The organism is Cyclobacterium sp. 10D3-21 (assembly GCF_055809755.1).
Window position 1 is genome coordinate 38,923 of the sequence record NZ_CM147924.1, and the last position, 24,821, is coordinate 63,743.

The 24,821-nt window shown below is 38.8% G+C and carries 25 protein-coding genes; 7 read left to right on the forward strand and 18 right to left on the reverse strand.

Annotated elements, in window-relative coordinates:
- Positions 1-161 precede the first annotated feature (161 nt).
- The 3 genes from tnpA (AC0L7T_RS00170) to AC0L7T_RS00180 all read right to left on the reverse strand — a co-directional run bounded on the left by tnpA (AC0L7T_RS00170) (position 162) and on the right by AC0L7T_RS00180 (position 3,068).
- A complete protein-coding gene (gene tnpA / locus AC0L7T_RS00170) occupies positions 162-611 on the reverse strand; it encodes an IS200/IS605 family transposase (protein WP_473340174.1) in 450 nt (149 codons plus the stop codon).
- A 1,010-nt stretch (positions 612-1,621) separates the two neighbouring features.
- A complete protein-coding gene (gene tnpA, locus AC0L7T_RS00175; protein ID WP_473340176.1) occupies positions 1,622-2,071 on the reverse strand; it encodes an IS200/IS605 family transposase in 450 nt (149 codons plus the stop codon).
- A gap of 763 nt (positions 2,072-2,834) precedes the next feature.
- Positions 2,835-3,068, reverse strand: a complete 234-nt coding sequence (locus AC0L7T_RS00180; protein ID WP_473340177.1) for a DUF2905 domain-containing protein — start codon at positions 3,066-3,068, stop codon at positions 2,835-2,837.
- Positions 3,069-3,080: 12 nt separating this feature from the next.
- On the opposite strand from AC0L7T_RS00180, the gene AC0L7T_RS00185 reads away from it, so the two are divergent.
- Positions 3,081-3,794: an SAM-dependent methyltransferase gene (locus tag AC0L7T_RS00185; protein WP_473340179.1), complete on the forward strand. Its 714-nt coding sequence runs from the start codon at positions 3,081-3,083 to the stop codon at positions 3,792-3,794.
- A gap of 196 nt (positions 3,795-3,990) precedes the next feature.
- On the opposite strand, the gene AC0L7T_RS00190 is transcribed toward AC0L7T_RS00185, so the two are convergent.
- The 4 genes from AC0L7T_RS00190 to AC0L7T_RS00205 all read right to left on the reverse strand — a co-directional run bounded on the left by AC0L7T_RS00190 (position 3,991) and on the right by AC0L7T_RS00205 (position 7,536).
- Entirely contained in the window at positions 3,991-5,154 is a 1,164-nt protein-coding gene (locus AC0L7T_RS00190) for a 6-bladed beta-propeller (protein WP_473340181.1), read from the reverse strand.
- Entirely contained in the window at positions 5,151-6,287 is a 1,137-nt protein-coding gene (locus tag AC0L7T_RS00195; RefSeq protein ID WP_473340183.1) for a 6-bladed beta-propeller, read from the reverse strand. The genes AC0L7T_RS00190 and AC0L7T_RS00195 overlap by 4 nt, the downstream gene beginning before the upstream one ends.
- A gap of 656 nt (positions 6,288-6,943) precedes the next feature.
- Positions 6,944-7,297, reverse strand: coding sequence for a hypothetical protein (locus AC0L7T_RS00200; RefSeq protein WP_473340185.1), 354 nt, complete (start codon positions 7,295-7,297; stop codon positions 6,944-6,946).
- 5 nt (positions 7,298-7,302) lie between these two features.
- Complete coding sequence (locus tag AC0L7T_RS00205) at positions 7,303-7,536, reverse strand: hypothetical protein (RefSeq protein ID WP_473340187.1); 234 nt, start codon at positions 7,534-7,536, stop codon at positions 7,303-7,305.
- Positions 7,537-8,009: 473 nt separating this feature from the next.
- Between AC0L7T_RS00205 and AC0L7T_RS00210 the strand changes: the two genes are divergently transcribed.
- Genes AC0L7T_RS00210 through AC0L7T_RS00220 form a run of 3 tightly spaced genes read left to right on the forward strand, consistent with a single transcriptional unit; the run spans position 8,010 to position 10,705 of the window.
- Positions 8,010-8,747 carry a (Fe-S)-binding protein gene (locus AC0L7T_RS00210; protein ID WP_473340189.1) on the forward strand — a complete coding sequence of 246 codons (738 nt, stop codon included), beginning with the start codon at positions 8,010-8,012 and terminating at the stop codon, positions 8,745-8,747.
- Positions 8,748-8,750: 3 nt separating this feature from the next.
- Positions 8,751-10,127 (forward strand): lactate utilization protein B, encoded by a 1,377-nt coding sequence (locus tag AC0L7T_RS00215; protein ID WP_473340191.1) that lies wholly within the window; start codon positions 8,751-8,753, stop codon positions 10,125-10,127.
- Positions 10,124-10,705 carry a LutC/YkgG family protein gene (locus AC0L7T_RS00220; RefSeq protein ID WP_473340192.1) on the forward strand — a complete coding sequence of 194 codons (582 nt, stop codon included), beginning with the start codon at positions 10,124-10,126 and terminating at the stop codon, positions 10,703-10,705. Before AC0L7T_RS00215 ends, AC0L7T_RS00220 begins: the two co-directional genes overlap by 4 nt.
- Before the next feature lie 113 nt (positions 10,706-10,818).
- On the opposite strand, the gene AC0L7T_RS00225 is transcribed toward AC0L7T_RS00220, so the two are convergent.
- The 5 genes from AC0L7T_RS00225 to AC0L7T_RS00245 form a co-directional block, all read right to left on the reverse strand.
- Entirely contained in the window at positions 10,819-12,351 is a 1,533-nt protein-coding gene (locus AC0L7T_RS00225; protein WP_473340194.1) for an arylsulfatase, read from the reverse strand.
- A gap of 520 nt (positions 12,352-12,871) precedes the next feature.
- Positions 12,872-13,828, reverse strand: a complete 957-nt coding sequence (locus AC0L7T_RS00230; protein WP_473340195.1) for a sugar phosphate isomerase/epimerase family protein — start codon at positions 13,826-13,828, stop codon at positions 12,872-12,874.
- 98 nt (positions 13,829-13,926) lie between these two features.
- Positions 13,927-14,499: a pyridoxamine 5'-phosphate oxidase family protein gene (locus AC0L7T_RS00235; RefSeq protein WP_473340196.1), complete on the reverse strand. Its 573-nt coding sequence runs from the start codon at positions 14,497-14,499 to the stop codon at positions 13,927-13,929.
- Positions 14,500-14,507: 8 nt separating this feature from the next.
- On the reverse strand, positions 14,508-16,433 hold the full coding sequence (locus AC0L7T_RS00240; protein ID WP_473340198.1) for a heavy metal translocating P-type ATPase: 1,926 nt from the start codon (positions 16,431-16,433) through the stop codon (positions 14,508-14,510).
- Positions 16,434-16,539: 106 nt separating this feature from the next.
- Positions 16,540-17,187: a glycosyltransferase family 2 protein gene (locus AC0L7T_RS00245; RefSeq protein ID WP_473340201.1), complete on the reverse strand. Its 648-nt coding sequence runs from the start codon at positions 17,185-17,187 to the stop codon at positions 16,540-16,542.
- A gap of 466 nt (positions 17,188-17,653) precedes the next feature.
- On the opposite strand from AC0L7T_RS00245, the gene AC0L7T_RS00250 reads away from it, so the two are divergent.
- Positions 17,654-18,766 (forward strand): GAF domain-containing protein, encoded by a 1,113-nt coding sequence (locus tag AC0L7T_RS00250; RefSeq protein ID WP_473340202.1) that lies wholly within the window; start codon positions 17,654-17,656, stop codon positions 18,764-18,766.
- Between the two features lie 89 nt (positions 18,767-18,855).
- On the opposite strand, the gene AC0L7T_RS00255 is transcribed toward AC0L7T_RS00250, so the two are convergent.
- Together AC0L7T_RS00255 and AC0L7T_RS00260 are read right to left on the reverse strand one after the other, a co-directional pair.
- Entirely contained in the window at positions 18,856-19,485 is a 630-nt protein-coding gene (locus AC0L7T_RS00255; protein ID WP_473340204.1) for a peroxiredoxin, read from the reverse strand.
- Positions 19,486-19,534: 49 nt separating this feature from the next.
- A complete protein-coding gene (locus AC0L7T_RS00260; protein ID WP_473340207.1) occupies positions 19,535-19,954 on the reverse strand; it encodes a Fur family transcriptional regulator in 420 nt (139 codons plus the stop codon).
- Positions 19,955-20,116: 162 nt separating this feature from the next.
- On the opposite strand from AC0L7T_RS00260, the gene AC0L7T_RS00265 reads away from it, so the two are divergent.
- The gene (locus tag AC0L7T_RS00265) at positions 20,117-20,608 is read left to right on the forward strand and encodes a low molecular weight protein-tyrosine-phosphatase (protein WP_473340209.1); all 492 of its coding nucleotides are present in this window, start codon (positions 20,117-20,119) and stop codon (positions 20,606-20,608) included.
- A 338-nt stretch (positions 20,609-20,946) separates the two neighbouring features.
- Here AC0L7T_RS00265 and AC0L7T_RS00270 read toward each other — a convergent pair whose 3' ends face one another.
- Positions 20,947-22,218 (reverse strand): aspartate kinase, encoded by a 1,272-nt coding sequence (locus tag AC0L7T_RS00270; RefSeq protein ID WP_473340211.1) that lies wholly within the window; start codon positions 22,216-22,218, stop codon positions 20,947-20,949.
- Positions 22,219-22,272: 54 nt separating this feature from the next.
- Here AC0L7T_RS00270 and fbp point away from each other — a divergent pair, with 54 nt between their 5' ends.
- Complete coding sequence (gene fbp / locus AC0L7T_RS00275; protein WP_473340213.1) at positions 22,273-23,289, forward strand: class 1 fructose-bisphosphatase; 1,017 nt, start codon at positions 22,273-22,275, stop codon at positions 23,287-23,289.
- A gap of 36 nt (positions 23,290-23,325) precedes the next feature.
- Here fbp and AC0L7T_RS00280 read toward each other — a convergent pair whose 3' ends face one another.
- The 3 genes from AC0L7T_RS00280 to yihA all read right to left on the reverse strand — a co-directional run bounded on the left by AC0L7T_RS00280 (position 23,326) and on the right by yihA (position 24,745).
- Positions 23,326-23,643, reverse strand: coding sequence for a hypothetical protein (locus AC0L7T_RS00280; RefSeq protein ID WP_473340216.1), 318 nt, complete (start codon positions 23,641-23,643; stop codon positions 23,326-23,328).
- Between the two features lie 5 nt (positions 23,644-23,648).
- The gene (locus AC0L7T_RS00285) at positions 23,649-24,083 is read right to left on the reverse strand and encodes a DUF5606 family protein (RefSeq protein WP_473340218.1); all 435 of its coding nucleotides are present in this window, start codon (positions 24,081-24,083) and stop codon (positions 23,649-23,651) included.
- Positions 24,084-24,145: 62 nt separating this feature from the next.
- Positions 24,146-24,745, reverse strand: a complete 600-nt coding sequence (gene yihA, locus AC0L7T_RS00290; protein ID WP_473340219.1) for a ribosome biogenesis GTP-binding protein YihA/YsxC — start codon at positions 24,743-24,745, stop codon at positions 24,146-24,148.
- Positions 24,746-24,821: the final 76 nt, after the last annotated feature.

Below are 24,821 nucleotides of genomic sequence, written 5' to 3' on the forward strand. Positions count from 1 at the left end.
AAAAAGGAACAAAGATCCCAAGGGGGATCTACGTTTTTATTTAATTAACTCATTGTCAATGATTTAAACCGTTAACTTGACGGCTATGGAGTTTTACTCACGGACACGTCAACTCACGCTCACACGCAACCCCGGATGGGGTTGAACAATACAATACCGTACTACCCTAAAAGATATCGCTCATCAAACTTAATTCCGTTTTCTTTGAGCAAACGCTTGTATTCATCCAGGAAGGACTCCTTTTGGTGATGGCGTTTTTGGTTTTTGATATAGGAGATTATTTGGTCCTTTTCTCCAAAAGAGCAAGTGAACGATCCATATCCTTTTCCCCAAGATTCCCATAATGGAAAGTTTTTCTGTTGTTTCATCCACATGCTGCTGGCAACTTTAACACTTTTGATAAAATTTGACAAGGATATTGTGGGGTTTAAATCAGTCAACAAGTGTATATGGTTTCCTATCCCATTTATCTGATAAAGCGTACAGTCATTATTCTTTACAACTCCCCATATATATTTATAGAGGGCTTCGCAATGGTCGTCTGATATGGTTAGTTTTTTATCCTTTGTGCTAATTACCGAATGGTAAAGAATTTGCCTATAACTGCTCATCAAAATAAGGTTTTGGGTCTACTTAAAGATACAAAATGTTTCATAAAAAGTAGATATTCAACCTACGCTGGGGTTGCTAAAAAAAACTGATTTATCCTGTCCACGGGTTTTCACCCGTGGTTATTGTTGGTGAAGCCCTTCAGGCTTCCTACGATTCATTCATATTTCTTTCCTTAGATCAAGCTTAACAGAAAGTAGAAAATAAAGCTTTGCCTTTTCCAAGCATAAAGGGCCTGAACAACAATAACCGTGAGTTTTACTCACAGACAGGTAACAACCAATCTTATATCCCAACCTTGGATAGGGTTGAACATTAGCAAGATAATTTAAATATTACTATTCATTAAAATAAGGTTTGGCCTATTCCTGAAACTACAGAAAAAATTCATTAGTGGTAATGTTCAACCCACTACGGGGTTGAGAAAAAAACTAATCCGGACTGTCCACGGGTTCTCACCCGTGGTTATTGTTGGTGAAGCCCTTCAGGCTTCCTACGATTCATTCATATTTCTTTCCTTAGATCAAGCTTAACAGAAAGTAGAAAATAAAGCTTTGCCTTTTCCAGGCATAAAGGGCCTGAACAATAATAACCGTGAGTTTTACTCACAGACAGGTAACAACCAATCTTATATCCCAACCCTGGATAGGGTTGAACATTAGCAAGATAATTTAAATATTACTATTCATTAAAATAAGGTTTGGCCTATTCCTGAAACTACAGAAAAAATTCATTAGTGGTAATGTTCAACCCACTACGGGGTTGAGAAAAAAACTAACCCGGCCTGTCCACGGGTTTCACCCGTGGCTATTGTTGGTGAAGCCCTGCAGGCTTCTTTCGGTTACTCCTTAATTACCAATACCGCATCAACCTGACAGAAAGTGGAAAGGAAAACATTGTCGTGACCCAGGCCTAAAGGGCCTGAACAATAATAGCCGTGGGTTTTACTCACGGACACGTCAACTCACGCTCACACGCAACCCCGGATGGGGTTGAACAATACAATACCGTACTACCCTAAAAGATATCGCTCATCAAACTTAATTCCGTTTTCTTTGAGCAAACGCTTGTATTCATCCACGAAGGACTCCTTTTGGTGATGGCGTTTTTGGTTTTTGATGTAGGAGATTATTTGGTCCTTTTCTCCAAAAGAGCTAGTGAACGATCCATATCCTTTTCCCCAAGATTCCCATAATGGAAAGTTTTTCTGTTGTTTCATCCACATGCTGCTGGCAACTTTAACACTTTTGATAAAATTTGACAAGGATATTGTGGGGTTTAAATCAGTCAACAAGTGTATATGGTTTCCTATCCCATTTATCTGATAAAGCGTACAGTCATTATTCTTTACAACTCCCCATATATATTTATAGAGGGCTTCGCAATGGTCGTCTGATATGGTTAGTTTTTTATCCTTTGTGCTAATTACCGAATGGTAAAGAATTTGCCTATAACTGCTCATCAAAATAAGGTTTTGGGTCTACTTAAAGATACAAAATGTTTCATAAAAAGTAGATATTCAACCCACGCTGGGGTTGCTAAAAAAAACTGATTTATCCTGTCCACGGGTTTTCACCCGTGGTTATTGTTGGTGAAGCCCTTCAGGCTTCTTTGGGTTACTCAATAATTACCATTTCCAATCAAGCTTAACAGAAAGTAGAAAATAAAGCTTTTCCTTTTCCAAGCATAAAGGGCCTGAACAACAATAACCGTGAGTTTTACTCACAGACAGGTAACAACCAATCTTATATCCCAACCCTGGATAGGGTTGAACATTAGCAAGATAATTTAAATATTACTATTCATTAAAAAAAGGTTTGGCCTATTCCTGAAACTACAGAAAAAATTCATTAGTGGTAATGTTCAACCCACTACGGGGTTGAGAAAAAAACTAACCCGGCCTGTCCACGGGTTCTCACCCGTGGTTATTGTTGGTGAAGCCCTGCAGGCTTCTTTCGGTTACTCCTTAAATACCTATGTTGCATCAACCTCAACAGAAAGCAGAAAATATAGTTTTACCAATTCCCAGGCCTGAAGGGCCTGAACAATAATAGCCGTGAGTTTTACTCACGGACACGTAACTACCACCATGTACGCCAACCCCGGATGGGGTTGAACAATACCCAAGTTGGCTAGCGAAAAATGATAATAGGAGTAAAATTTATCCATAAACACTTTCAATAAAAACGATCCTTTATAGCTTTATCACTAACCTCCCAAACACCTTAACCCCCAAATTTCCTCCATAAATACAGCAGTAGGGTAAACAACAAGCTCAAGAGTATGCTGGTACCCAAAGGAAAATAAAAGGTAAAATTTTCTTTTTTAAACACCATATCTCCGGGTAAACCTTTAAAACCTGGAAATTTAGGCAGGAACCAGAGCAGCAATCCCGCGATCAGTAACAGCAGTCCGATAAAAATAAGTACTTTTGCTAAAGAAGGCATTCCATTTTCCATAATCCAAAAATAATGAAAGCTAAGGGAATATTATACCTGATACCTAATGTATTGGTACTTGAAACAGGCCAGGACATCATGGCACCCGTGGTCAAAAACGTAATTGCAGCTACCTCCCATTACCTGGTGGAAGATTTTAGGACAGCTCGCAGGTATATCAGTAGCCTAAAACTAGGGGTCAACCTAGAAGAGGTGCACCTGGAAAAACTGGATAAGAAAACGCCAGAAATACAGTTAAAAAAATTGCTTGCTCCTTTATTAAAGGGACACGATGTGGGCATCCTATCTGAAGCAGGCTGCCCTGGAATAGCTGACCCTGGCGCCAACGCAGTAGCATTGGCTCATAAATTAGGAATTAAAGTAGTTCCACTACCAGGACCTTCCTCCATGTTTATGGCTTTGATGGGCTCCGGTTTTAATGGGCAGTCCTTTACTTTCAATGGCTACTTGCCCATAGACCGAAAAGACAGGGTACAAGCAATCAAAGAGCTGGAAGCCAAATCGATCCGGGAAAACACCACTCAAATGTTTATGGAAACGCCTTTCAGAAACAACCGGATGATCGAAGATTTATTGGCCAATCTAAGTAGCAATACCTTGCTATGTATTGCAAGCAATATTACGGGGGCTGATGAAATGATCCTAACCAAAAAAGTTGTAGACTGGCGCAAAAAACATCCGGACCTTCATAAAATTCCAGCCGTTTTTCTGATCCATCATTCTTAAAGAAACCGATAATTTAGCTCTGTCAGGATGGATTCATAAAAAAGGCAGCATCAGCTCGAAAATTTCATTTGTTCAAAACCCGGTGTCTCAACATGGGGTTTTGAATTTTTAGGCTAAGCCAAAATCTTTTTCTCAAAATAGGCACAAGTTTAAATCATAAGCTTGTGATCTAGATTAGGAGATACTTACGCTCTTTCTACTCTCCCTTTATCCTGTATTTGACTATAATAGGATTTCCAGCATCCAAATATTCGGTATTCACCTTGGGACTTTGTTTTATAAGGTCATCCCGATGCTCTTCTGAAAGTTTGCTCCAGTCTTCATAGTTTATATAACCAAAAAACCAATCCCCAGACCCATAGAGGGGACCTTGCAAATTCAAATTTCCCTGCCAATTTTCTACCAGTGGAAAATGAAATAGTGCCCCAGTGCTTTTCTTAAAATAAGAGACATAAGTTTGATCTTCAGAATTGGCATAGCCGGCTTTACTTCTGGTCCATTGAAAGCTCAGGTATTCCTCATTTTCAACAAGATTTGCAGCATTAAAAACATATGGATTCTCCATTACGTACTTCCGCATGTCCATTAGAGGAAGTTTCTTGACCTTTTTGTCCATGCGGTCTGCACCAAAATTCAAGATAAATTCAGCCTCAATTCCTTTTTCTGAGATTTTGTAAATGGTGTCCGTCCAGGCATGGAGAAACCTAACATTGCCATCATGTTGAGAAAATTCTATTGGGACTTGATAGGCATCTGTACTTCCTATATCCGACACCCCCTGAATGGAAATGGTAGCATCTCTTTTGTCAGAAACCCTGATAAAGTTTGTTTCTTCCGACCCAAAAGACCTGCCATCCATATGGTAAGCTGTAAGGTCTTGATTGATTGGGAAAAAATTGACCACCTGATCCTCAAACGGGACTGGTTTTTCTTGCGTAAAGTTGCCTTCCAAATCGATTAAAAGGATTTTCTTTTGGATTATATCCAAAATCTGAAGCGATTCATTGAACAAGTTTAAGTCAAATGGTTTGGAGAATTCTCCCTCCCCTTCACCAATATTGTTTATTTTAAACAGGAATTTTCCGGAAGTAGAAAAACAAAAAACACTTTTTGTAATCTCCTTGTCAAGTAGGAATATTTTATCCTTTTCCACAATTATTTTGTCAATGGCTCCTACCAATGACAAATCATTTGATTCCAGGGGTATAAGCTCAGATTTTCTAAAATCATAAGCCGGTTGTATGTCTTCCATTGCAATTGTCAGCTCCGCTGGAGCTGAAACAAATTCTGTCTTAACCGACTCTTTACAGGAAACGACTAAAAGTAGGGCGCTAAAAGCAATGTATAATCTCCTTTTCATAAACGCTCTTTTAATGCTACATGCAATATAACGGGATAATCAAAATTTCCTTCCGGCAAACCTTCTAATGAGAATGTTTCAGGAAATTCCTGGACATGCTTTTCTAAAATAGACCGGTAGGTCAGAAAGAGCACTTGTTTTTCTTTATTAATACCGATAGGGTAAAAGAATACCATATCATCGTCCCTATCTGCTTTTAGCTTGTAGATATCTTTGTCCTTTTTGAACAAAATGTGTTTGGACATGGACATTTCTTTTTGGGCTACGATGTCTATTACCATCAAATTTCCTTGTTGGAAAACACCCTTAAAAGTGGCATAACCATTTTTATTGATCTCCCCGAAACTATCCATAAGATCCACATCCCAAAAATTGGATGGTAAATCATAGGTACCAAAGTCGGCATGGAGTACTTGGGTAAGACTATCGGTCTGAAACAAGTATAAATTTGGGTTGAATATTTCCAGCATAAAAACCCCCTTATCAGATGGGAAAAAATTACGTTCCATCATGGGCAGCATCACATTCTCATAATCGTTTTCCAAATACCGGTGCTGAATATTCCCTTCAGCATCTGTTTGAATCACCCTATGCGTTACAAATGGCAGATTATATCCTCCTTGAAATAGAAAACCTCCCTCCTCTAATCTAATGAAAGAATTCGCACTATAAGCCAATTCAAATGCTTCACTTAAATTTCCATCCTTTGAAATTTTGTATACATTGGCTTTGTCTGCAATAGGAGAAAGCAACAACATCTCCCCATCTTTGCCAAACTCAAAGTCCCTTAGAGATCGGATGGTTCCAGGACCTTCACCTACCTCGGCAATAGCACTAAGATAATTTCCTTTCCGGTCAAATAAGTGAAGCTTATTCGTTTTGTTTTCATCCATTACCGCTATGAGATTTTCAGAAAATTTTACCCGCAGGTCCATACCCATAAGGTTGTCTTCAGTTGTTTCCAGCCGAATCATTTCCTGTACCGTAAAATCCTGAAAAGATAGCGTGGGATAATCGTCAGGTGCAATTGAAATATTCAATATGTTTTCTTCGGAAGCAGGTTCTGAACAAGCCATGAAGGAAAAAATGAGGACTATTTGAATTGACAATAAATTTAGATTGGGTTTTTTCATGTGCTTGGGTTTTATGTTGACATATGGAAACAATTATCCTGACCTACCCATTATTCAAAACCCCTCAAATTATTAAAAATTATTGCCTACTTCGGATAAATCATAAACGATTGATCACCCTAAATGCATTGAAATTGAGAAAGTCAGGACTAAATATATATAATTAAAAAAATAGTTACAAATACATGACTGTATTTATCGTTTATGATTTATTTTCGACAAGAAATCTGCAAAGGAAAGTATGTGTCCAATCAATGGTGGCCAAAAGTTAATTTGACGCGGATTCATAGCCATTGAAAAATATAAAGCAATGAAGTTATCTTGAGAGATTTTGTCGGTATTGTTGGAGCTAAAAGGAAATAATAGCGCCAAATTCTTTGGTGTGTATTCACCCAACCTTACTACACCCATTGGTATGATATTTCACAGAAAGGGGAATGCTAAATTTGGATTAGTTTGAACTGTTGTGAATACAAATATAAAATGAGAAAGTCGAAATTTTTAAAAAGTAATTTCATTTACAGCTAGTTACAGCATGCCTATATACTTTTAGAGAATTAAAAGTTGAGTATTTTCTATAATTATTTGTGCGTGTAATTTTAATGTATTCCTGAATAACATTTTAAGGATACTCAAATTTTACTTAAACGCCACTATTAATTGCCTTGGCTATTTGCTTTCCTGGCTTGAGCCTTGGCGCCGAAATAAAGGCCCAAAATTAAAGAAATAATGGAATTAAGAAAGACTTTTGTGTACTCCCAGACTTCAACAATTCCTTCGTTTTTATAAACCTTTGATCCATTTTCAACTACTTCGTAGCCCGGATAATAAATTCTAATCAGCCCAAAAGAAATATAAACCAAAGCAGAAATGGCCAATATCCAGTTGGCCAATCTAAAAATATCGTATTCATTTACGATTTCTTTTGTGGTTTTAAGGATAGAACTGGATGACTCAAAAGAAGTAGACTCACCACCCCAATCCTCAATATTTTCATCTTTGGGCTCCATGACAATTAGATTCCATCAATATTAAGCAATTCCTTTGTTCCATCTTTTTTCTCAATATAAATCTTTGCCCCAGAATGAATATAAGCTGATAAGGCTTCAGTTATCTCTATAGCATTGGAAACCAACTGACTGCGGTTATCAATTCCTGAATTTTTTCTTAGTTTCTCAACCCTTTCAATAGTTGAGGGCTTTAAACTCATTTTTACCAATACGTTTTTTTCTTCAACTTCCGTTTTCATATCACATGAATATTTATAAGGTAATTTAAAATAATTACGTCAGGAGTACCAATAATGTTGGAAATAATTTCCCTTGTTGAATTTATATATCAAGACAATTGGTTAAAAAAGCGTAATCATCTCGTTATTAACTATAAATAAATAGAAATCTATTCTAAATGGACCTATAATGACACTGTATTTAACAGGCTAAAGGAAAGAAAAATTTCTTCTCTTCAGCACAGTGCAGGATGGAAGTGGAAGGATTACTAAGTAAGTTTATTGTTAAATGTAAGTTTAGGTTCGCCTCAATATCGTTGAAGACTTGTCTTTCAACAGGCAGAATTTAGCATTGGTTTGAAAAAATTAATAGGATGTCCCTGCCATATTTCGGCTTGAACCAATGGGACTAAACCTTTAGATGCTTATATTTAGAAAATGGAGCCAATAAAGGCTCCTTGTATTTTGTTAATTATCCAAGAATAACCGCATTGATGAAAGTTGGATTATTTATACCTTGTTACGTAGAGCAATTTTACCCTCAAGTAGCCATTGCCAGCCTTGAGCTTCTAGAAAGCGCAGGTGTAGACGTGGATTATCCCCTTAAGCAAACCTGTTGTGGCCAACCCATGGCCAATTCGGGTTACCAGGAATATGGAGAGGGCCCCGCTGCTTTGTTTCGAAAAAACTTTAGCGAATTTGATTATGTGGTTTGCCCCTCGGGCAGCTGTACCCTACATACCAAAGACCATATTTATTCGGGCGAAGAAAATGAACCAAAGGTCTATGAACTTTGTGAGTTTCTTACCGATGTATTGAAAATAAAGGAACTGACAGCAGATTTTCCTTTTAAGGTAGGCATTCATGCGAGTTGTCATGGACTTAGGGGTCTTAATTTAGCCAAACCTTCAGAGCTAATGGGTGTTGAATTTAATAAACCCAAGCAATTACTGGAAATGGTCAAAGGCATTGAGCTCATAGAACTTACCAGAAAAGATGAGTGCTGTGGTTTTGGTGGCACATTTGCCGTACTTGAAGAGGCCGTATCCGTAGGTATGGGCAAAGACCGTATCAAAGACCATGAGGAACACGGTGTTCAGGTGATCACCGGGGCAGATATGTCCTGTTTGATGCATTTGGAGGGAATCCTTCGGCGTGACAAAAGTCCAGTGAAGGTCATGCACATCGCAGAGATCCTGAATGCAAAGGTATCAAAAACCCAAAACCAGTAGAAAATGAAAGCGACACCAACCCATGCGGCTGCGGCCGAAGAATTTCTAAAGGACGAGGAACGTAGCCATTGGCATGATGATACCCTTTGGCATGTCCGTAGCAAAAGAGATGTAGCGGCGCAAAAAATCCCTGAATGGGAAAATTTGCGAACCATTGCTTCTCAGATCAAGGACAACGTCCTTTCCAATCTGGATCAATTGCTACTTCAGTTTGAAAAAAATGCCATAGAAAATGGAATAGAAGTACTCTGGGCAAAAGATGCGGATGAACACAACCAGCATGTGTTGCGCATACTGGAGGAAAATCAGGTCAAAAACCTTGTCAAAAGTAAATCCATACTTACAGAGGAATGTGGCCTCAATCATTTTCTGGAAGACAAAGGCTATGATGTAGTAGACACAGACCTGGGAGAAAGAATCATACAATTCAACAAGCAGGTTCCAAGCCATATTGTGATGCCTGCCATTCACCTTAAGAAAAAGGAAATTGGCGACATTTTTCACGAACATCTGGGAACAGATGAAGGGGCAGATGATCCGGCCTACCTCACTGAAGCAGCCCGCCAGCATTTAAGACAAAAATTTATTCAAGCCAAAGCAGCCATTACCGGCGTGAACTTCGGAATTGCTGAGACTGGAGGATTTGTTGTTTGCACCAATGAGGGCAATGCGGATATGGGCACCCACCTCGCAGATTTGCACATAGCTTGTATGGGTATAGAAAAACTCATTCCTCGCGCAGCAGATCTAGGTGTATTTCTTCGGCTCCTGGCCAGAAGTGCAACCGGCCAAAGCATTACAAACTATACCTCTCATTTCCACCGACCAAGAGAAGGAAAGAAAATGTACTTGATCCTGGTGGACAATGGCAGAACCAATCAATTGGGTAGAGAGGATTTCAGAAACTCCCTTAAATGCATCCGTTGCGGGGCATGTATGAATACCTGCCCTATTTACCGTAGAAGCAGTGGGTTTAGCTATGGTTCCACGGTTCCTGGACCTATCGGTTCCATCCTCTCTCCCGGAATGGATCTGAAAAAACACAGTACCTTACCTTTTGCCTCCACCCTTTGCGGCTCATGTACAGATGTATGTCCTGTAAAAATTAATATTCATGAGCAACTGTACAAATGGCGACAGGTAATTACCAAAGAGGGACCCTCCCAACCTTCTAAGAAGTGGGCCATGCGATTTGGTGGCAATGTAATGTCCAAGCCAAAGCTTTTTGACATGATGGGCAAACTGGCCAGAAAATCGCTAACGATTAGCCCACGTGGCTTTGTCTACAATAGCTTTAATGCATGGGGTAAACACAGAGAATTACCAGAAATACCCAAGGAAAGTTTCAAGGAATGGTACCGAAAAAACAGGAAGCAATGAACAGCAGTAAAGAAGCCATTATAGCGGCCATAAAAAAGAACAAACCCGATTTGCTACCTCTACCGGAGCAGCCGGAATTTCCTTATAAAGACAACCTGATCGAACAGTTTCAGGCCAGCATAAAATTAAATGGAGGAACTGCCAGAACTGGAGAAGGAAAAGCAGCCATTCAAACTTATCTGGAAGAAAATTTCACTGAAGACAAACAAGTATTGTCATTGGTGGAAGGAATTACTGGGAATTTTGATATCAAGAATGTCCAGGATCCCCATGAACTAGAACATATAGAAGTGGCCATCCTTGAGGGTGATTGGGGAGTAGTGGAAAATGCAGCAATTTGGCTTCCCGAGGACAAAATTGCTCATCGCGCTTTGCCATTTATTGCCCAGCACTTGATTGTTTTGCTGAAAATTGACCGTTTATTGGGAAACATGCATGAAGTCTATCAAAAGATAAATGTAGCCGAGCCTGGCTACGGTGTATTTGTGGCCGGCCCTTCCAAAACTGCTGATATTGAACAATCATTGATTATTGGTGCCCATGGGCCAAGAAGTATGGTGGTTTTCTTGATGGAGTAATTTTGTCTCTGATCTAAAAATAATAAGCACATTCGCCATTAGAATTTCTCAGCCCTGTTGCCTTTAAATGCATCAGGGCTGCTTTTGTTTTTATACCAACCAAAAATTCACGGTTAAGGGAGGTCTTTGCCGGATGCCACTGGGGTAGATTCATAGCTCATCGCCAATTCATTGACTTTCTCCGGCATGGTATCAGCTAAATTTACGAGTTCAGAAGGGTCTTTTTTGATGTGGTACAATTCCCATTCTCCTCCATTCATTCGGACAATTTTATAATCCCCACTTCTGAACATCCTGAATTTATCCATTCCTGAAATAAAGAATTCCGGTTCTTTGCGTTGCTCTCCCATGAAAACCGGCAATAATGAACTGCCATGCAACGGTAAGGTGGCATGGCCCTGGATCGAATCTGGGTATTGGATATTTAGCAAGTCCAAAAATGTTGGTGCAATGTCCACCACATGCCCCACTTGGTCAGTAATGGTATTGGGCGCAATCTTACCCGGCCAATAAGCGATAAATGGCGTATGGCTACCCCCTTCAAGACCTGATTGTTTGTGTTGGCGGAATGGTGTATTGCCCAACATTGCCCAATTGGTACGCAAACTCCAGTAGGAATCCGCAGGGCCTGGCTGCCTATCGGGAATTTTATTGGTATAAAACGGGCAAGAGCCATTGTCATTGAGGTACATGATAATGGTGTTTTCCAGCTTCCCATTGTCTTCCAGCTTTTTCAAAACCCGACCAATATTCTGGTCCATCCGATCAATAATAGCTGCATAAACAGCCATTTCCAGGTCTAGTGAGTCTTTTTTAGCTTCTGTAAGGCTGTCCCATGCATAATAATCGGTATAGTCTGGTAAAAATGGCCCACGTGAAGTATTCAGATTGTTTTCAGGGGGGCTGAGTGTCGCACCTTTGGGCAGTACAACTATTTCCTGCATTTTTTCAAAGCGTTCTTTCCTAAGCACATCCCAGCCTATAAGGTATTTCCCACGGTATTTACCAATGTCCTCAGGTCGGGCCTGAAGTGGATAGTGGGCAGCATGGTAGGGTAAATAGAGAAAGAAAGGATCTTCTTTTGTAAAAGTTTCGTCCAACCATTTCAATGCATAGTCCGTAATAAAATCGGTTTTGTACATTGGACTTATTTCATGTTCAATTTCATCCGCTTTTATTTCTTTTCCTTCCAGGTAAAAAGGTCTTTGAAATTCGCCTGATGGAGGAAGAAAGTACTCTGTCGTGGCCCAGAAATAAAAGGAATGATCAAATACATTTTCTGCTTTGCAGTATTCCGGCACCCATGGGTCAAAGTGTTCCTTCCCACTCATAATATTGGAATAGCCTGCTTGTTTGGTCAGGTTGCCAATATGTACCGCCCCTTTACCACCAGCATATAAACCGGTCAACATGGTAGACCTTGTCGGGTTGCATTTGGCCATATTGTAAAAAGTGGTAAACCTTAAGCCCCCATCAGCCAGGCGATTAATATTAGGCGTTTCAATTTCTCCACCATAGGCTCCAAGGTCCGAAAAGCCAATATCATCTCCCATTATCAATACTATATTAGGTAAAGGGGCTTCCTTTTCAGCACAAGAGTAGAAAATTGCTGTGAATAGTAAATAAATCAAGCTCTTTTGGGTCATGGTTTTTCAATTAAAATTCTCTTTCAATTAGGGAAAACAGCCTTCAGCTATTGCGAAAATATTCAAGGGATATTGAGCACTAAAAATCGTATAAAAAAGTGATTCAACAAAATTAATTGGTAGTTATCCAGTGAGATTATTATATATTCTACTCATATAATCCAGATAATACAAAATTTATTTTACTATAAGGCTGTTTTTTTACCGGATTGTAGGACAATTGGCCCTACCTAAGCAAGCTGAGGGCAGAGTTGACAAAAAACCTGAGTTCGACCTAATTTCCTAAAAACAACTATTATCAGAAAATTAGAGGGACTTTCATTGAAGATAGCTGTGAAAATTCCAGCAAAGGGAGACTGGCACACCCTTTTCCAGCTCAGTACCCTCCTATTCCGAGTGACGATCTTTACTCGACTCAAGCAAAAAGATCCACAATAGCCATAAAAAAATCCTCTGATTCTGGTATCAGAGGATTTTATCGATATTAATAATCAATCAATTATTCGTTTTGTTGAATGCTTTAAACTGAAAAAGAAACTCTTAGCGCTTTCTCGGTGGCCTCAAGTTCTTCACGTATTTCTACAATGCTTTCCCAAATACGTCCTTGTTCCCCATGCTCAATACCACAATAGCCATGGTAACCCGCCTTAAGCACAATGGACATCATTTTTTCATAATCCAACGGAGACTGGTTTCCTTTTCCATCCCAAACAGTAGGTTTTACACTTACTCCCTTGGCATAAGGCATCAATTTTTTTACTCCTTTATACGACTCGTACGAAAGGGTTTTTTCCCCTTCTTCTCTATACATCAAGAAGTTACCAAAATCTGGTAGGGTACCTGCCCTTGGATGGTCTGCAGCTTTCATTACACCAGTCAGCCACTTGGCATTGCTGGAAAAACCACCATGATTCTCTATCATCACATTTATACCCATAGTATCTGCAAATTCACAAAGGTTTCGCAAGCCATCAGCCACAAGTTTCATGGATTCTGCAAAGTCTTTCTTGTCAGCACTGTACCTGGCAAAAGAATACCCGTTTACCCTAATTGAGTGGCAACCAAGAAATTTAGCCGCTTCTACCCATTTTTTATGGTTTTCCACAGTTTCCATTCTTTCAGCCTCATCTCTCGCTCCCAATTTTCCTTCATTGTCACACATGATCAATACCGAGGTGACGCCCTCACCTTCTGCGCGGGTTTTCATTTCTCTCAGATAGTTCGTGTCCTTGGCTTTGTCCATAAAAAACTGGTTCACATATTCTACTGCAGAAATCCCATGTTTTTTTGCGAGTATGGCAAAATCCAAATTGTCCATTTGCTTTGAAAAAAGCAATTTGTTGACAGACCACTGGGCCAATGAAATTTTAAACAATTCCTCACGGGGCGCCAATGAAAATGCCTGCCCTCCAAGTCCTAAGCCTAAAAAGGCTGTTGCCAATCCGGTCTTTTTTATAAAGTCTCTTCTGTTGTGCATGAATATAAAATTTTTAGAAAATATTATTGCTGGATTTAATCCAATGAAGATAGCACTTTTATTCTTTTTGCCCAACGGGCAATACAAATGATAATGAGCTAAGGAACAAGCCAGGTTGGATGCCAGGCTTCATTCTCTTTCTTAAAAGAGATCCTTAAGTGACCCCTGGTATCAAGTTGAAGGCATTCAACCTGCTCGGGTTGGATGGTTATTACTGAAAAGTATTTGCTTTGGTATTCTGACTCCTGCGCCCAGCTTTCTTCCGGCTGAGATACCGCAGTTTTAGGTGGCAAAACAGACTGATAGCCTTTTTGAGCCTCTGTTTGGACATTGTTCCAATGTTCTTTGTGGATTTCAGAATTGGAAACAATGTGTGCATTTCCATTTATTTTTACCTGACAGCGTTCTTCTGGATGATAAAAGAGCAGGGAAACGTTAGGGTTTTTGTTAATTTGTGCTACTTTTTCACTTCGGCTGTCCGTATAAAAAAGCAATGCTAAGTCCTCTTTAAACTCACGAAGAACCACATACCTGCTATCAGGTTGCTTGTCCTCTAGCGTACAGAGATTCACAAAACGGAAAGGATGTTGGGCTTCAATTGCACCCAAATGAAGCTGTTTGCTAATGATAGACCATATTTCTTCTTGAGAAGAGGAAGCTGTAAAAAGCATACTGAATGTTATTTGAATAAATAATTAATTCTAATGGCATTCAAAATAGCAAGCAGTGCCACGCCAACATCAGCAAAAACAGCTTCCCACATTCCTGCCATTCCAGCTGCTCCTAAGCCTAAAACCAGGAATTTAACGAAAAAGGCAAGGCTTATATTTTGCCATACGATGCTTTTAGTAGCCTTCCCTATTCTAAAAGCCAAAGCAACCTTGGAAGGATGGTCTGTTTGAATAATAATATCCGCTGTCTCTATGGCAAGATCGCTTCCCATGCCTCCCATACCAATGCCTACATCTGCTGCTGCAATTGAAGGCGCATCATTGATACCGTCTCCGACGAAAGCGACAACTTTAGCGGGATCTTTTTTAAGGGCTTCAATTTTTGCAAACTTTTCTTCCGGGAGCATTCCTCCAATGGCCTTGTCGGCTTTTAGTTCTTTTCCCAATGCTTCAACCACCTCCGCTTTATCGCCTGAAAAAATCATCAATTGCTGGATTCCTAGTTTTCTAAGGGAAATAAAAGCTTCTTTTGCATCCGGTTTTATTTCATCAGCCAATACAAAATAGCCACAGAATATCCCGTCAATTGCACAGTAGATTACTGTTTTATTCGGATCGTTTTGGTTTGGTAGACCCTCTATTCCATGAACTTGCATAAGCAATTTATTGCCAGCAAGTACTCTCTTATTGTTAACCTCTCCCATTAAGCCTTTGCCTGGGAATTCCTTTAGCGAAATCACAGGGCTTAGTGCTATTGTTGTATGTTTGACAATGGCCTTTCCAATGGGGTGGTTAGTATTTGCCTCCAGAGAAGCCGCCAAATTTTCCCATTCCGGATCAGCATTTGGCATGGTTTCCACTTTTTCTACAGCGAAAATCCCTTTGGTTAAGGTCCCTGTTTTATCAAACACTACCGTATTGATGGTAGTGATAAGGTCTAAAAAATTAGAACCTTTAAACAAAATCCCTTTTCTCGATGCCGCGCCTATTCCTCCAAAATAGCCCAATGGAATTGAAATCACCAAAGCACATGGGCAGGAAATAACCAAAAATACCAAAGCCCTGTACAACCAGTCACTAAAGGAGTAATCTGCTACTATAAAATAGGGAAGTACGACCAGGCCTAGGGCCAAATAGGTAACGATAGGGGTATATACCTTAGCAAATTTGCGGATAAATTGTTCCGTTTTTGCTTTTTTAGCTGTGGCTTCCTGGACTGTTAAAATAATCTTTTGGAGAGAACTCTCTGCAAATGGCCTCAAAACCCGTAAAGTAATCAAGTCCTGAAGGTTGACCATTCCTGCTAAAACTTCCTCTCCCTCATTGATTTCCGCAGGCATGCTCTCCCCTGACAGTGCCGCTGTATTGAAGGTTCCTCCTCCATTTATAAGTTGGGCGTCTAAAGGGACTTTTTCTCCTGCCCTTACTTCTATAATTTCTCCTGTATCCACCAATTCAGGCTTGATCCAAGCCGAATTACCATTTCTGATTACCCGTGCCCTATCTGGTCTGATGTCCAGTAGTGCCTGAATATTTCCTTTGGCTTTGCTGACAGCACGGTCTTGTAGCAGTTCACCTATCGTATAAAAAAGCATAACCACAACTGCCTCTGGATATTCGCCAATGGCGAAAGCTCCAAGTGTGGCTATACCCATTAAGAAAAACTCAGTGAACACTTCTCCTTGTCTAATCAGCTTCCAGCCTGTTCGTAATACAGGAAGTCCTACAAAAGAATAAGCCAGCAGATAGATGAAGAGCCAACAATTGATTCCATAAACCTGGAAAGGCAACATGCTTTCACCAGTTACGGCTATTATTAAAAGAACAAAACTCAATAGGCTATGTACCCAAGGGGATTCAAAAAAAGATTTTTTTGATGACCGAGAATGGTTATGGTTTTCGCAACAGGAGTTTTCTTCTGGATTAGATACCATTGTTCTAAAGTTCAATTTTTTCAAAGGTAAGGTTATAATACATGCCTTTTATTTGCAAACTTTTTCTTAACAGCATGGGATTGGTGTTTAATAGGCACTACCAGTTTTAATCTGTAGCGTATTTTGATTTAATTTTTTCGCAAGTGCTTTCAGGATTATTTCTATAGTAAACATAGGTCCGAAGATCCACTTTACCCACAGTAAATAATTTCTTTGCCCCTTCATAAAACGCTGCATCTGCACCATAACCATCTTTGAACTTGATTTTTTTAAATACTTTTCTTTTCCCAAAAAGAGTCGCAAAGAGAATGCAATCATCAACATGAACGGTTTTTTGCCGATCATACCTGTCCCTTACAAAAAAATCATCTGGCTTATTGGTCACTGTGAATGTTTTAGAAGCAATAAGGTCAAAAGATTTCATCTGAGCAATACAAGATTGAATGTGGTTGGGTAGATATTCATCGTCCGCATCTAGTATTGCAATGTACCTACCCTCACTCCATAGGACGGCTTTATTTATGGCTTGGGACTGACCTTCGTTAATTTTCCTTATGTAAGTCAACTTGGTTTCATGGGTTCGACAAAAGTCAATAAGTTTATTTCCCGGGTCATTGTGAGAGCCATCGTCTACCAGTACAATTTCAAAATCCTGGAAAGTTTGATTGAACACAGAGTTAATTGCCCTTTGCAACTTATAAAAAGGGGTATTGTAACTGGAAATTAACACAGAAACTTGAGGTTTTGGACGCATGATGTTTAAAATTAAGCATCTATTCCAATATATACTTAAAAAAGAACCTATTTTCCTCCCATAATTCCTTTGTTAAAATTAAATTTTTCTACAAGAATAAGGTAGGTTTTAACCACTTCCACCCTCAACTCTTTTTAATACCATCATACAATTAAAGTTTAACACCTAATCAGGGTAAAAATCCAGCATTTAAACTTTAATAAATCCCATTTATCCACGATATATCTATGAAAATAAATCTTTATAATTTTAAATTGATAGTAAGAAAAAGCTTGAGAATGCAATAATTACGCGTGATTTGAATTTTTTTTTTGAATTTCAAAAACAGAATTTTATATTGTAATTATAGAAGGCTTCGAAAACCAAGAAATATTAATTGCTATTCCCCTTTTAATATTTATTTTTTATCATTTTTAATTGGTGTTGCCTTCATTAAATTATAACCAGCTTCTACATTAGAGTAACCATGGCAAATGAATCGGCAAGACTACAAGAACTTAGATCCTACCATATTATGGGTGCTCCTCCAGAAGAGGAGTTGGAAGAATTAGCTAAAATTGCCTCTTTGATCTGTAATGTTCCAATTTCTTTAATCACAATTATTGATAAGGATCGCCAATGGCTTATGGTGAATTCAGGATTGGGTATAAGTGAAACCAAGCGGAAAGACTCCTTCTGTCAGCATGCCTTACATAAACCTAAAGAAGTATTGGTGATACGGGATTCAACCAAAGATTTGCGCTTTAAAAATAACCCTTTTGTAATTGGAGATCCAAAGATACGCTTCTATGCAGGCGCACCACTGGAGACCCCTAATGGCAATGTTTTGGGCACCTTATGTGTGCTTGATAAAAGGCCAAGAAGGATCTCTTCCAACCATAAGAAAGCCTTGCAAATATTGGCAAAAAAAGCAATGGATTACCTTAATACTAGAAAACTCCTATTAGAACAAAACAGCAAAATTGAAACCAATATTTCCCAACTGAAAAAATTAACAGACAATGTTCCTGGAGGTATCTTTCAATTAAAAATGGATCCAAAAGGTGAATTGAATTTCGAATTTTTAAGTAGCGGAATGAAAGCCCTCCACCCAACCATCAGCTTTGAAGAGTGGGCTAAATCTCCAGAATTAGGTTTTTCACAGATTCATCCAGATGATATAGAACTTTTCCGGAAAAGCCTGAAGGAATCGTTAACGACGTTAATACCATTATGTATTGAATATAGGGTAAAAGTAAAAGACGAGTATCACTGGCACTTTATAAGCGCTAAACCTCAAAAGATGTCAGATGGGTCTGTCCTATTATATGGCTCTTTTCAAAATATCAATAACCGCATTGAATTTGGTAATGCCATGGAACAAATATCCTTTGACATTTCTCACGTCTTAAGGAAACCGGTAACAAGTCTACTAGGGCTAACTCAATTGTTACAGGACGATAGGGTCATTAATAAGGCAGAACTTATGGAATATGTTGGCTATATTAAATCAGTCTCCATAGAATTGGATCAATTTACCCGGGATCTCGATAAAATCTACAGGGAAAAGAGAAAAAAATTAAACAATAAAAATAATTAAATAAATTATTGACCGGATGAGGTAAAACAGGCTAAAAAATAAACCCCACCATATGGTAGGGTTTACTAATTTTAAAAGCATTTTTATACTTATTTATTAGATAAATAAGAAGCCACTCCTTCTCGAGTTGCGCTCATTGCTTCTTTTCCTTCTTCCCAGTTTGCAGGGCAAACTTCACCGAATTTTTCAACGTGTCTAAGTGCATCAATCAAACGCAACATTTCATCTATATTTCTTCCTAAAGGAAGATCGTTTACTGTTTCATGTCTGATTGTTCCTTCTTTGTCAATAAGGAATGTAGCCCTATATGCCACAGGAAGTCCTTGGTAAGTAAGTTCTCCTTCTTCATTATAGTTCCAGTCTCCAGCCAATACGCCAAAGTTATGTGCTACTGTTTTCACAGGATCAGCTATGATCGGATAAGTTACGCCTTGGATTCCACCTTCTGCTTTTGGCATATTTAACCAAGCAAGATGAGACTCTTCAGTATCGCAAGATGCGCCTACTACTGCAACTCCTCTTTTTTCAAACTCTTCCAACTTCTCCTGAAAAGCAAGAATTTCTGTAGGACATACAAAAGTGAAATCTTTTGGGTAGAAAAAGAAAATAACATCTTTTTTACCGAGATATTGCTCCAAAGAGAAATCTTCAACGATTTCCTCTCCATCAATTACTGCAGGTACGCTAAATAAAGGTGCTTTTTTTCCAACTAATGACATAAGTTAAATTTTAATTGTTTATAGATAAATTAATGATATAAAAAAGAAATTATTTTGTTTTTCCTTTAATAACCAATGATACTTCTTCAACTTCAAACCCTTCAATTTGGTTCTCCTTGAAGAAATTATTTAATAATTGTTCCAAATCAGGGTTCTTATAATCCCGAATGCTACTACTTTCATTGCAATAGAGGTGACTATGGGTATCCATCACAGGATCAAAACGCATCAAACCCAAATCATCTCTAAATTTTTGCAAAATACCAGCATTTACAAAATTCTCCAGGGTCTTGTAAACGGTACCCTTCGAAATACTGGGGTTTTCCTCAGTAATTTGATTGTAAACCATATCAGCTGTTGGATGATCCTGAGAATCACATAGGGAACGATAGATTACCCAACGCTGATGGGTAAACTTCATCCCTTTAGAAGTGATTTTTTCCTTTAGCTTTTCAACATTCATTTTCATATAAGAATCATTCCTGTTTAGGATTCATTCTGCAAATGTAGGTAATATTTTGCAAAAATCATATGTATAGTTCTATCATTTCTGTAAATTAACCATTTATTAATCTAACCAATATTACAATATGCTGCTAGAGGTAGCTAACAAACAGAAACAGATAGTTTTATGGTAAAAGTGTTGTTTGTATGCTTAGGAAATATCTGCCGCTCTCCATTAGCAGAAGCGCTTTTTAATCATAAAATAAAGCAAAAGAATTATCAGGCCCACCTCAGCTGTGATAGCTGTGGCACTTCAGACTATCATATTGGAGAACTTCCTGATGAAAGAGCCATCGCTTGTGCCAATAAAAATGGCATTGAGATGAATCACCGTGGAAGACAGCTTAACCGAACAGACTTCAGAGATTTTGATTATCTCATTGTTATGGATAAGTCTAATCTGGAAAACGTGGAGAAATCTGCCAAACAGCACAAAACCGTCCCAAAGAACCTTTTATTGATGCGGTCTTTTCAAAAGGACCCAGAATTTATGGAAGTGCCAGACCCTTATTATGGAGGCGTGGATGGGTTTCAAAAGGTGTATGACATACTGGATAGCTCCTTGGATGGGTTGATAGCGGAACTTGAAAAAAACCAACAGCTGTTGGGAAAAAAATAATTCCTCCATTGCCCATTTTGATGCCATTTTATTTCCCTCCAAATAGTCAATTGAAATCAATTAATAAAGGTGTAAAACCCTAAATTTAAGGAATTTACACCGAAGTTAACTGACCTACATTACCTTTGCCGTGGTTTTAGTTTTCCATCCTACTTATTAAGAATAAAAGGTTTTCAGTGGTAAAAATTGATCCTTTACTTTTTCTATCAATAGCATTTAACAGTTTCATGCATTCCAAGTGAATCAAAAAGGGTGATTCCTTTTTAGATCAATCGACAACTTTTACCAACTTTAAAGCCCCTTGGGTTAATCACAGATTTTAGAAAATCGACTCTTTATTATTCGTTTTCAAACAACCATTGAATCAACTCTGGGCTTTTTTGCTCGAGGAGAAGCTCAGTTTCCATTTTGCGGTAATGATCAATCTCCACAGCACCAGGGTTTTTTACAGTAACCAACCTAAGATCGTTTTTGATTTTAGCTTGAAAAACATCCCTAAAGGCTTTAATAATTTGTTCATCAGCCATTGGAAGCGTATTGATCACAACATTGATATGAGAAGCAGCCCCCTGAATCAACTGAATTTCCGCATTGATTTTTTCTGCCACATCATAGATATAATCAAAATGAAATCCTCCCAACATGGACAGGTCTCTGATTTTTAACTCTATTAGGCTAAGCTTGTGTTTTATAATGGTTATGGGAATTCTCGGTGCCTGACCAAAGGCTCCTATGACCGTTCCTTCCATGGAAGGATTCAGGAACGACTTTACATGGAGCGAAATCCCATGCTTGCTTAGGGGTTTAATTGTTTTAGGGTGAATGACACTGGCACCATAATAAGTCATTTCAGCGGCTTCTTCAAAATCCAGGTATTCAAATTTAACCGCATCAGGGAAAATGTCCGGGTCTCCGTTTAGAATGCCTGCTACGTCTTTCCAGATAGTAACTGAGGAAGCCCCAAGACTTACGCCCATAATGGCTGCAGTGAAGTCAGAGCCTTCCCTGCCTAGGGTAGTGGTATTGCCCTGAAGGTCTCTTCCAATAAACCCTTGGGTAACCACAGGAAAGATTTCCAATTTAGGAATCAAGATTTTCCGACAATGCTGCATGGTCAAAGCCCAATCAATCCTGGCCATTTTGGTATGTGAATCTGTACTTACCAATTCCCTGGCATCCTGCCATAAGCAGGGACAACCCTTCAAACAAAGGTATTCTTGAAATATCCTTGTAGAAATCAACTCTCCATAACCAATGATTTGGTCATAAAAAAAAGCCTTATTTTCTTTAATCGCACTATTCTCAAGGGATCTCCTCAATTGAGCAAAATGATTTTCAACTCTGGAAAAAATTGGATGACGTTCCTCAAATAGCCCTTTACAAAGGTCCAGATGGTAATCCAATAATTCAAATAGGGGAACATCAAAGTCCTTGTTATCAAAAGCTAACGCAATAAGCTCTTCTAATTTATCGGTAGTCTTCCCAGCAGCTGAGACCACTATAACAAGATTGTTTACCCAACGATTTTTGAGTAATTGAGCAATTCTTTGAATGGCTTTTGCATCTTTTATGGAGGCCCCACCAAACTTGTATACCAAAGGTTGTGTCATGAAAATAGAATGGAAAAAGTAAATTTTTAACGATAATCTATTATCTTCAAAGATATGAAGACACAGCCTTACAAACAAGATACTCAAAACCTCGCATATAATGTTGGGGTAACTCTTGATCGTTTTATCAAAAGCAAACAGGAAGATTTTCCTTTTGCATCGGGAGAGCTTTCTCAAATTTTGCGTGACATCGCCTTAGCTGCAAAAATCGTTTCCCGGGAAATTAGTAGGGCTGGCCTGTCCGATGTTACTGGAGCCTTTGGTCAGATCAACGTTCAAGGAGAAGAACAACAAAAGCTTGATGTAATTGCGGATATTCGATTTACCAGAGCCCTTACCAAAGGCGGTGAAGTTTGTGCCATTGTATCAGAAGAAGAAGACCTAGTCATAGATTTGCAAAACAGCAAAGGGAAGTACGTTGTGGCAATAGATCCACTGGATGGCTCTTCCAATATTGATGTGAATGTATCCATAGGTACTGTTTTCTCCATCTACCGAAGGGTAACACCTTCCGGTTCACCAATCAAAGAAATTGATGTATTGCAAAAAGGTAGCGAACAAGTAGCTGCTGGTTATGTGCTTTATGGTTCCTCTACCATGTTGGTTTACTCTACCGGACGAGGAGCCAATGGGTTCACATATGAGCGTTCTTTGGGGGAATTTTTCCTTTCGCATCCCGACATGAAAATGCCAGAAGATGGAAACATCTTTACCATGAATGAGGGCCTTACACCACTTATAAATCCGAATATTCTCTCCTATCTGGAAAGTTGTAAACGTGAGGGAGCCTCAGCGAGATACATTGGAAGCCTGGTAGCAGATTTTCACAGAAACTTACTTAAGGGAGGAATTTACCTTTACCCTGCCACAAGTCAGGCTACCAAAGGAAAAATTAGGTTAATATATGAAGCAAATGCCCTTGCTTTTATCGCTGAGCAGGTGGGCGGAATGGCATCAGACGGAGAAAATAGAATTCTAGACATTCAACCAGAAAGCCTGCATCAACGTACTCCTTTTTTTATAGGATCTACGAACATGGTTAAAAAGCTGCAGGAAGTTTTGAATGGTTAATACCTAATGAAAGTCCTTAGTGATAAAAAATTTAGGCTATTCACTGTATTTTCTTCGAAAATGCACCTTTATCAATTGCCGATCTACAATTGCCAAAGACATGCGTTCGGTGATTTCTTCAGGTGGGCTTTGGTTTAAAATTTCACGCAGCTTTCCTTCTCCGAGATCGAGACGATAACAAAGCTGTAGAAATCTTTCAAATTCCCGATTGAGTAATTGGGAAACCATTGGAGCAATGGCTTTTGCCAAACCTTCCCGATCAATACTCTCAGGTATAACAGACAGTTGCAGTAAATCTTTTAGATCTACTGCAACTGTTTTCAATAGGACTGAATCAGTATTAGACGGATTCATCGATTTTATTTCTCTTCTTCCTTAGAATTGCTTTCTTCGGCTTCTTTTTCTTCTAAAACCTCAGGACATTGTTCTCGGAGGATATGGTACCAATTGATCAATTTTTTCACATCAGAAGCGTATACTCTTTCCTCATCGAATTCAGGAAGAATATGCTTCATAAAAGCTTGGTATTCTTCTTTGTCAGCACCTTCAAGACCAGTATCTCCTTGAAATTCCTTTTCAATTTTAAACATTATATCCTGAAGTGGAGAAGCTCCTTCCTCAGTTAAGGTATAAATGGATATTTCACTCAGTAATGATACTCTTTGAGCGGCACCTACAACCAATTTACCTTTTTTATCATCCAAAGATTCAAGGATTACCCCACTTCTGCTGGGCTTTAGTACTTTATATAAACCTGGTTTGCCAGAAACGGTGGCTATGTCTTTAAATTCCATGATAGTTCTTTTTTTTGGCTTTAAATATAAGGTTAACTTGAGAAAGACTGGGGCACATACCCCTACTCATAGTATTCCGATACGTTTTCTTCTATAAATTTAGTCAATTCATCTCTGCCTACTTTCGTTGTGGCAGAAGTCACAAAAAACTCAGGTGCCTCTACAAACATTTTATCCATCTCATCAAGAAAGCGGTGAACATTATCTGAAGTCTTTGATTGAGACTGTTTGTCGGCTTTAGTAAAAATAATGGTAACAGGTAATTCCAATTGTCCACACCAGTTTATAAATTCTATGTCAATAGGCTGCGGTGGTAAACGACTGTCGATTAAAATAAAAACTGAAACAAGGTTTTCCCTTTCCGTAAGGTAATTTCGAATCATTTTATTCCATTCGGCTTTCAACTTTTTATTTGCCTTCGCAAATCCGTATCCTGGAAGATCCACCATAAACCAGTGGGAATCAATTTCAAAGTGATTGATTAACTGCGTTTTACCAGGCCTTCCTGAGGTTTTGGCCAGGTGTTTGTGGTCAGTAAGCATGTTGATAAGCGAGCTTTTGCCAACATTAGATCTACCAATAAAAGCGAACTCCGGCTTAGTCGGTGCCGGACACTTTGTATGGTCACTATTACTCATTAAAAAGCGTGCATTCTTCAACATGGCCCTTTTTTTTTACAAAGGTAACTAAATTCCTCAATGGTCTCCAAACCATTAATTCATTAACAATTTTCCATTG

Coding starts and splice junctions, on each gene's coding strand:
- tnpA (WP_473340174.1), bottom strand. CDS start 611: ATGAGCAGTTATAGGCAAATTCTTTACCATTCGGTAATTAGCACAAAG.
- tnpA (WP_473340176.1), bottom strand. CDS start 2,071: ATGAGCAGTTATAGGCAAATTCTTTACCATTCGGTAATTAGCACAAAG.
- AC0L7T_RS00180 (WP_473340177.1), bottom strand. CDS start 3,068: ATGGAAAATGGAATGCCTTCTTTAGCAAAAGTACTTATTTTTATCGGA.
- AC0L7T_RS00185 (WP_473340179.1), top strand. CDS start 3,081: ATGAAAGCTAAGGGAATATTATACCTGATACCTAATGTATTGGTACTT.
- AC0L7T_RS00190 (WP_473340181.1), bottom strand. CDS start 5,154: ATGAAAAGGAGATTATACATTGCTTTTAGCGCCCTACTTTTAGTCGTT.
- AC0L7T_RS00195 (WP_473340183.1), bottom strand. CDS start 6,287: ATGAAAAAACCCAATCTAAATTTATTGTCAATTCAAATAGTCCTCATT.
- AC0L7T_RS00200 (WP_473340185.1), bottom strand. CDS start 7,297: ATGGAGCCCAAAGATGAAAATATTGAGGATTGGGGTGGTGAGTCTACT.
- AC0L7T_RS00205 (WP_473340187.1), bottom strand. CDS start 7,536: ATGAAAACGGAAGTTGAAGAAAAAAACGTATTGGTAAAAATGAGTTTA.
- AC0L7T_RS00210 (WP_473340189.1), top strand. CDS start 8,010: ATGAAAGTTGGATTATTTATACCTTGTTACGTAGAGCAATTTTACCCT.
- AC0L7T_RS00215 (WP_473340191.1), top strand. CDS start 8,751: ATGAAAGCGACACCAACCCATGCGGCTGCGGCCGAAGAATTTCTAAAG.
- AC0L7T_RS00220 (WP_473340192.1), top strand. CDS start 10,124: ATGAACAGCAGTAAAGAAGCCATTATAGCGGCCATAAAAAAGAACAAA.
- AC0L7T_RS00225 (WP_473340194.1), bottom strand. CDS start 12,351: ATGACCCAAAAGAGCTTGATTTATTTACTATTCACAGCAATTTTCTAC.
- AC0L7T_RS00230 (WP_473340195.1), bottom strand. CDS start 13,828: ATGCACAACAGAAGAGACTTTATAAAAAAGACCGGATTGGCAACAGCC.
- AC0L7T_RS00235 (WP_473340196.1), bottom strand. CDS start 14,499: ATGCTTTTTACAGCTTCCTCTTCTCAAGAAGAAATATGGTCTATCATT.
- AC0L7T_RS00240 (WP_473340198.1), bottom strand. CDS start 16,433: ATGGTATCTAATCCAGAAGAAAACTCCTGTTGCGAAAACCATAACCAT.
- AC0L7T_RS00245 (WP_473340201.1), bottom strand. CDS start 17,187: ATGCGTCCAAAACCTCAAGTTTCTGTGTTAATTTCCAGTTACAATACC.
- AC0L7T_RS00250 (WP_473340202.1), top strand. CDS start 17,654: ATGGCAAATGAATCGGCAAGACTACAAGAACTTAGATCCTACCATATT.
- AC0L7T_RS00255 (WP_473340204.1), bottom strand. CDS start 19,485: ATGTCATTAGTTGGAAAAAAAGCACCTTTATTTAGCGTACCTGCAGTA.
- AC0L7T_RS00260 (WP_473340207.1), bottom strand. CDS start 19,954: ATGAAAATGAATGTTGAAAAGCTAAAGGAAAAAATCACTTCTAAAGGG.
- AC0L7T_RS00265 (WP_473340209.1), top strand. CDS start 20,117: ATGGTAAAAGTGTTGTTTGTATGCTTAGGAAATATCTGCCGCTCTCCA.
- AC0L7T_RS00270 (WP_473340211.1), bottom strand. CDS start 22,218: ATGACACAACCTTTGGTATACAAGTTTGGTGGGGCCTCCATAAAAGAT.
- fbp (WP_473340213.1), top strand. CDS start 22,273: ATGAAGACACAGCCTTACAAACAAGATACTCAAAACCTCGCATATAAT.
- AC0L7T_RS00280 (WP_473340216.1), bottom strand. CDS start 23,643: ATGAATCCGTCTAATACTGATTCAGTCCTATTGAAAACAGTTGCAGTA.
- AC0L7T_RS00285 (WP_473340218.1), bottom strand. CDS start 24,083: ATGGAATTTAAAGACATAGCCACCGTTTCTGGCAAACCAGGTTTATAT.
- yihA (WP_473340219.1), bottom strand. CDS start 24,745: ATGTTGAAGAATGCACGCTTTTTAATGAGTAATAGTGACCATACAAAG.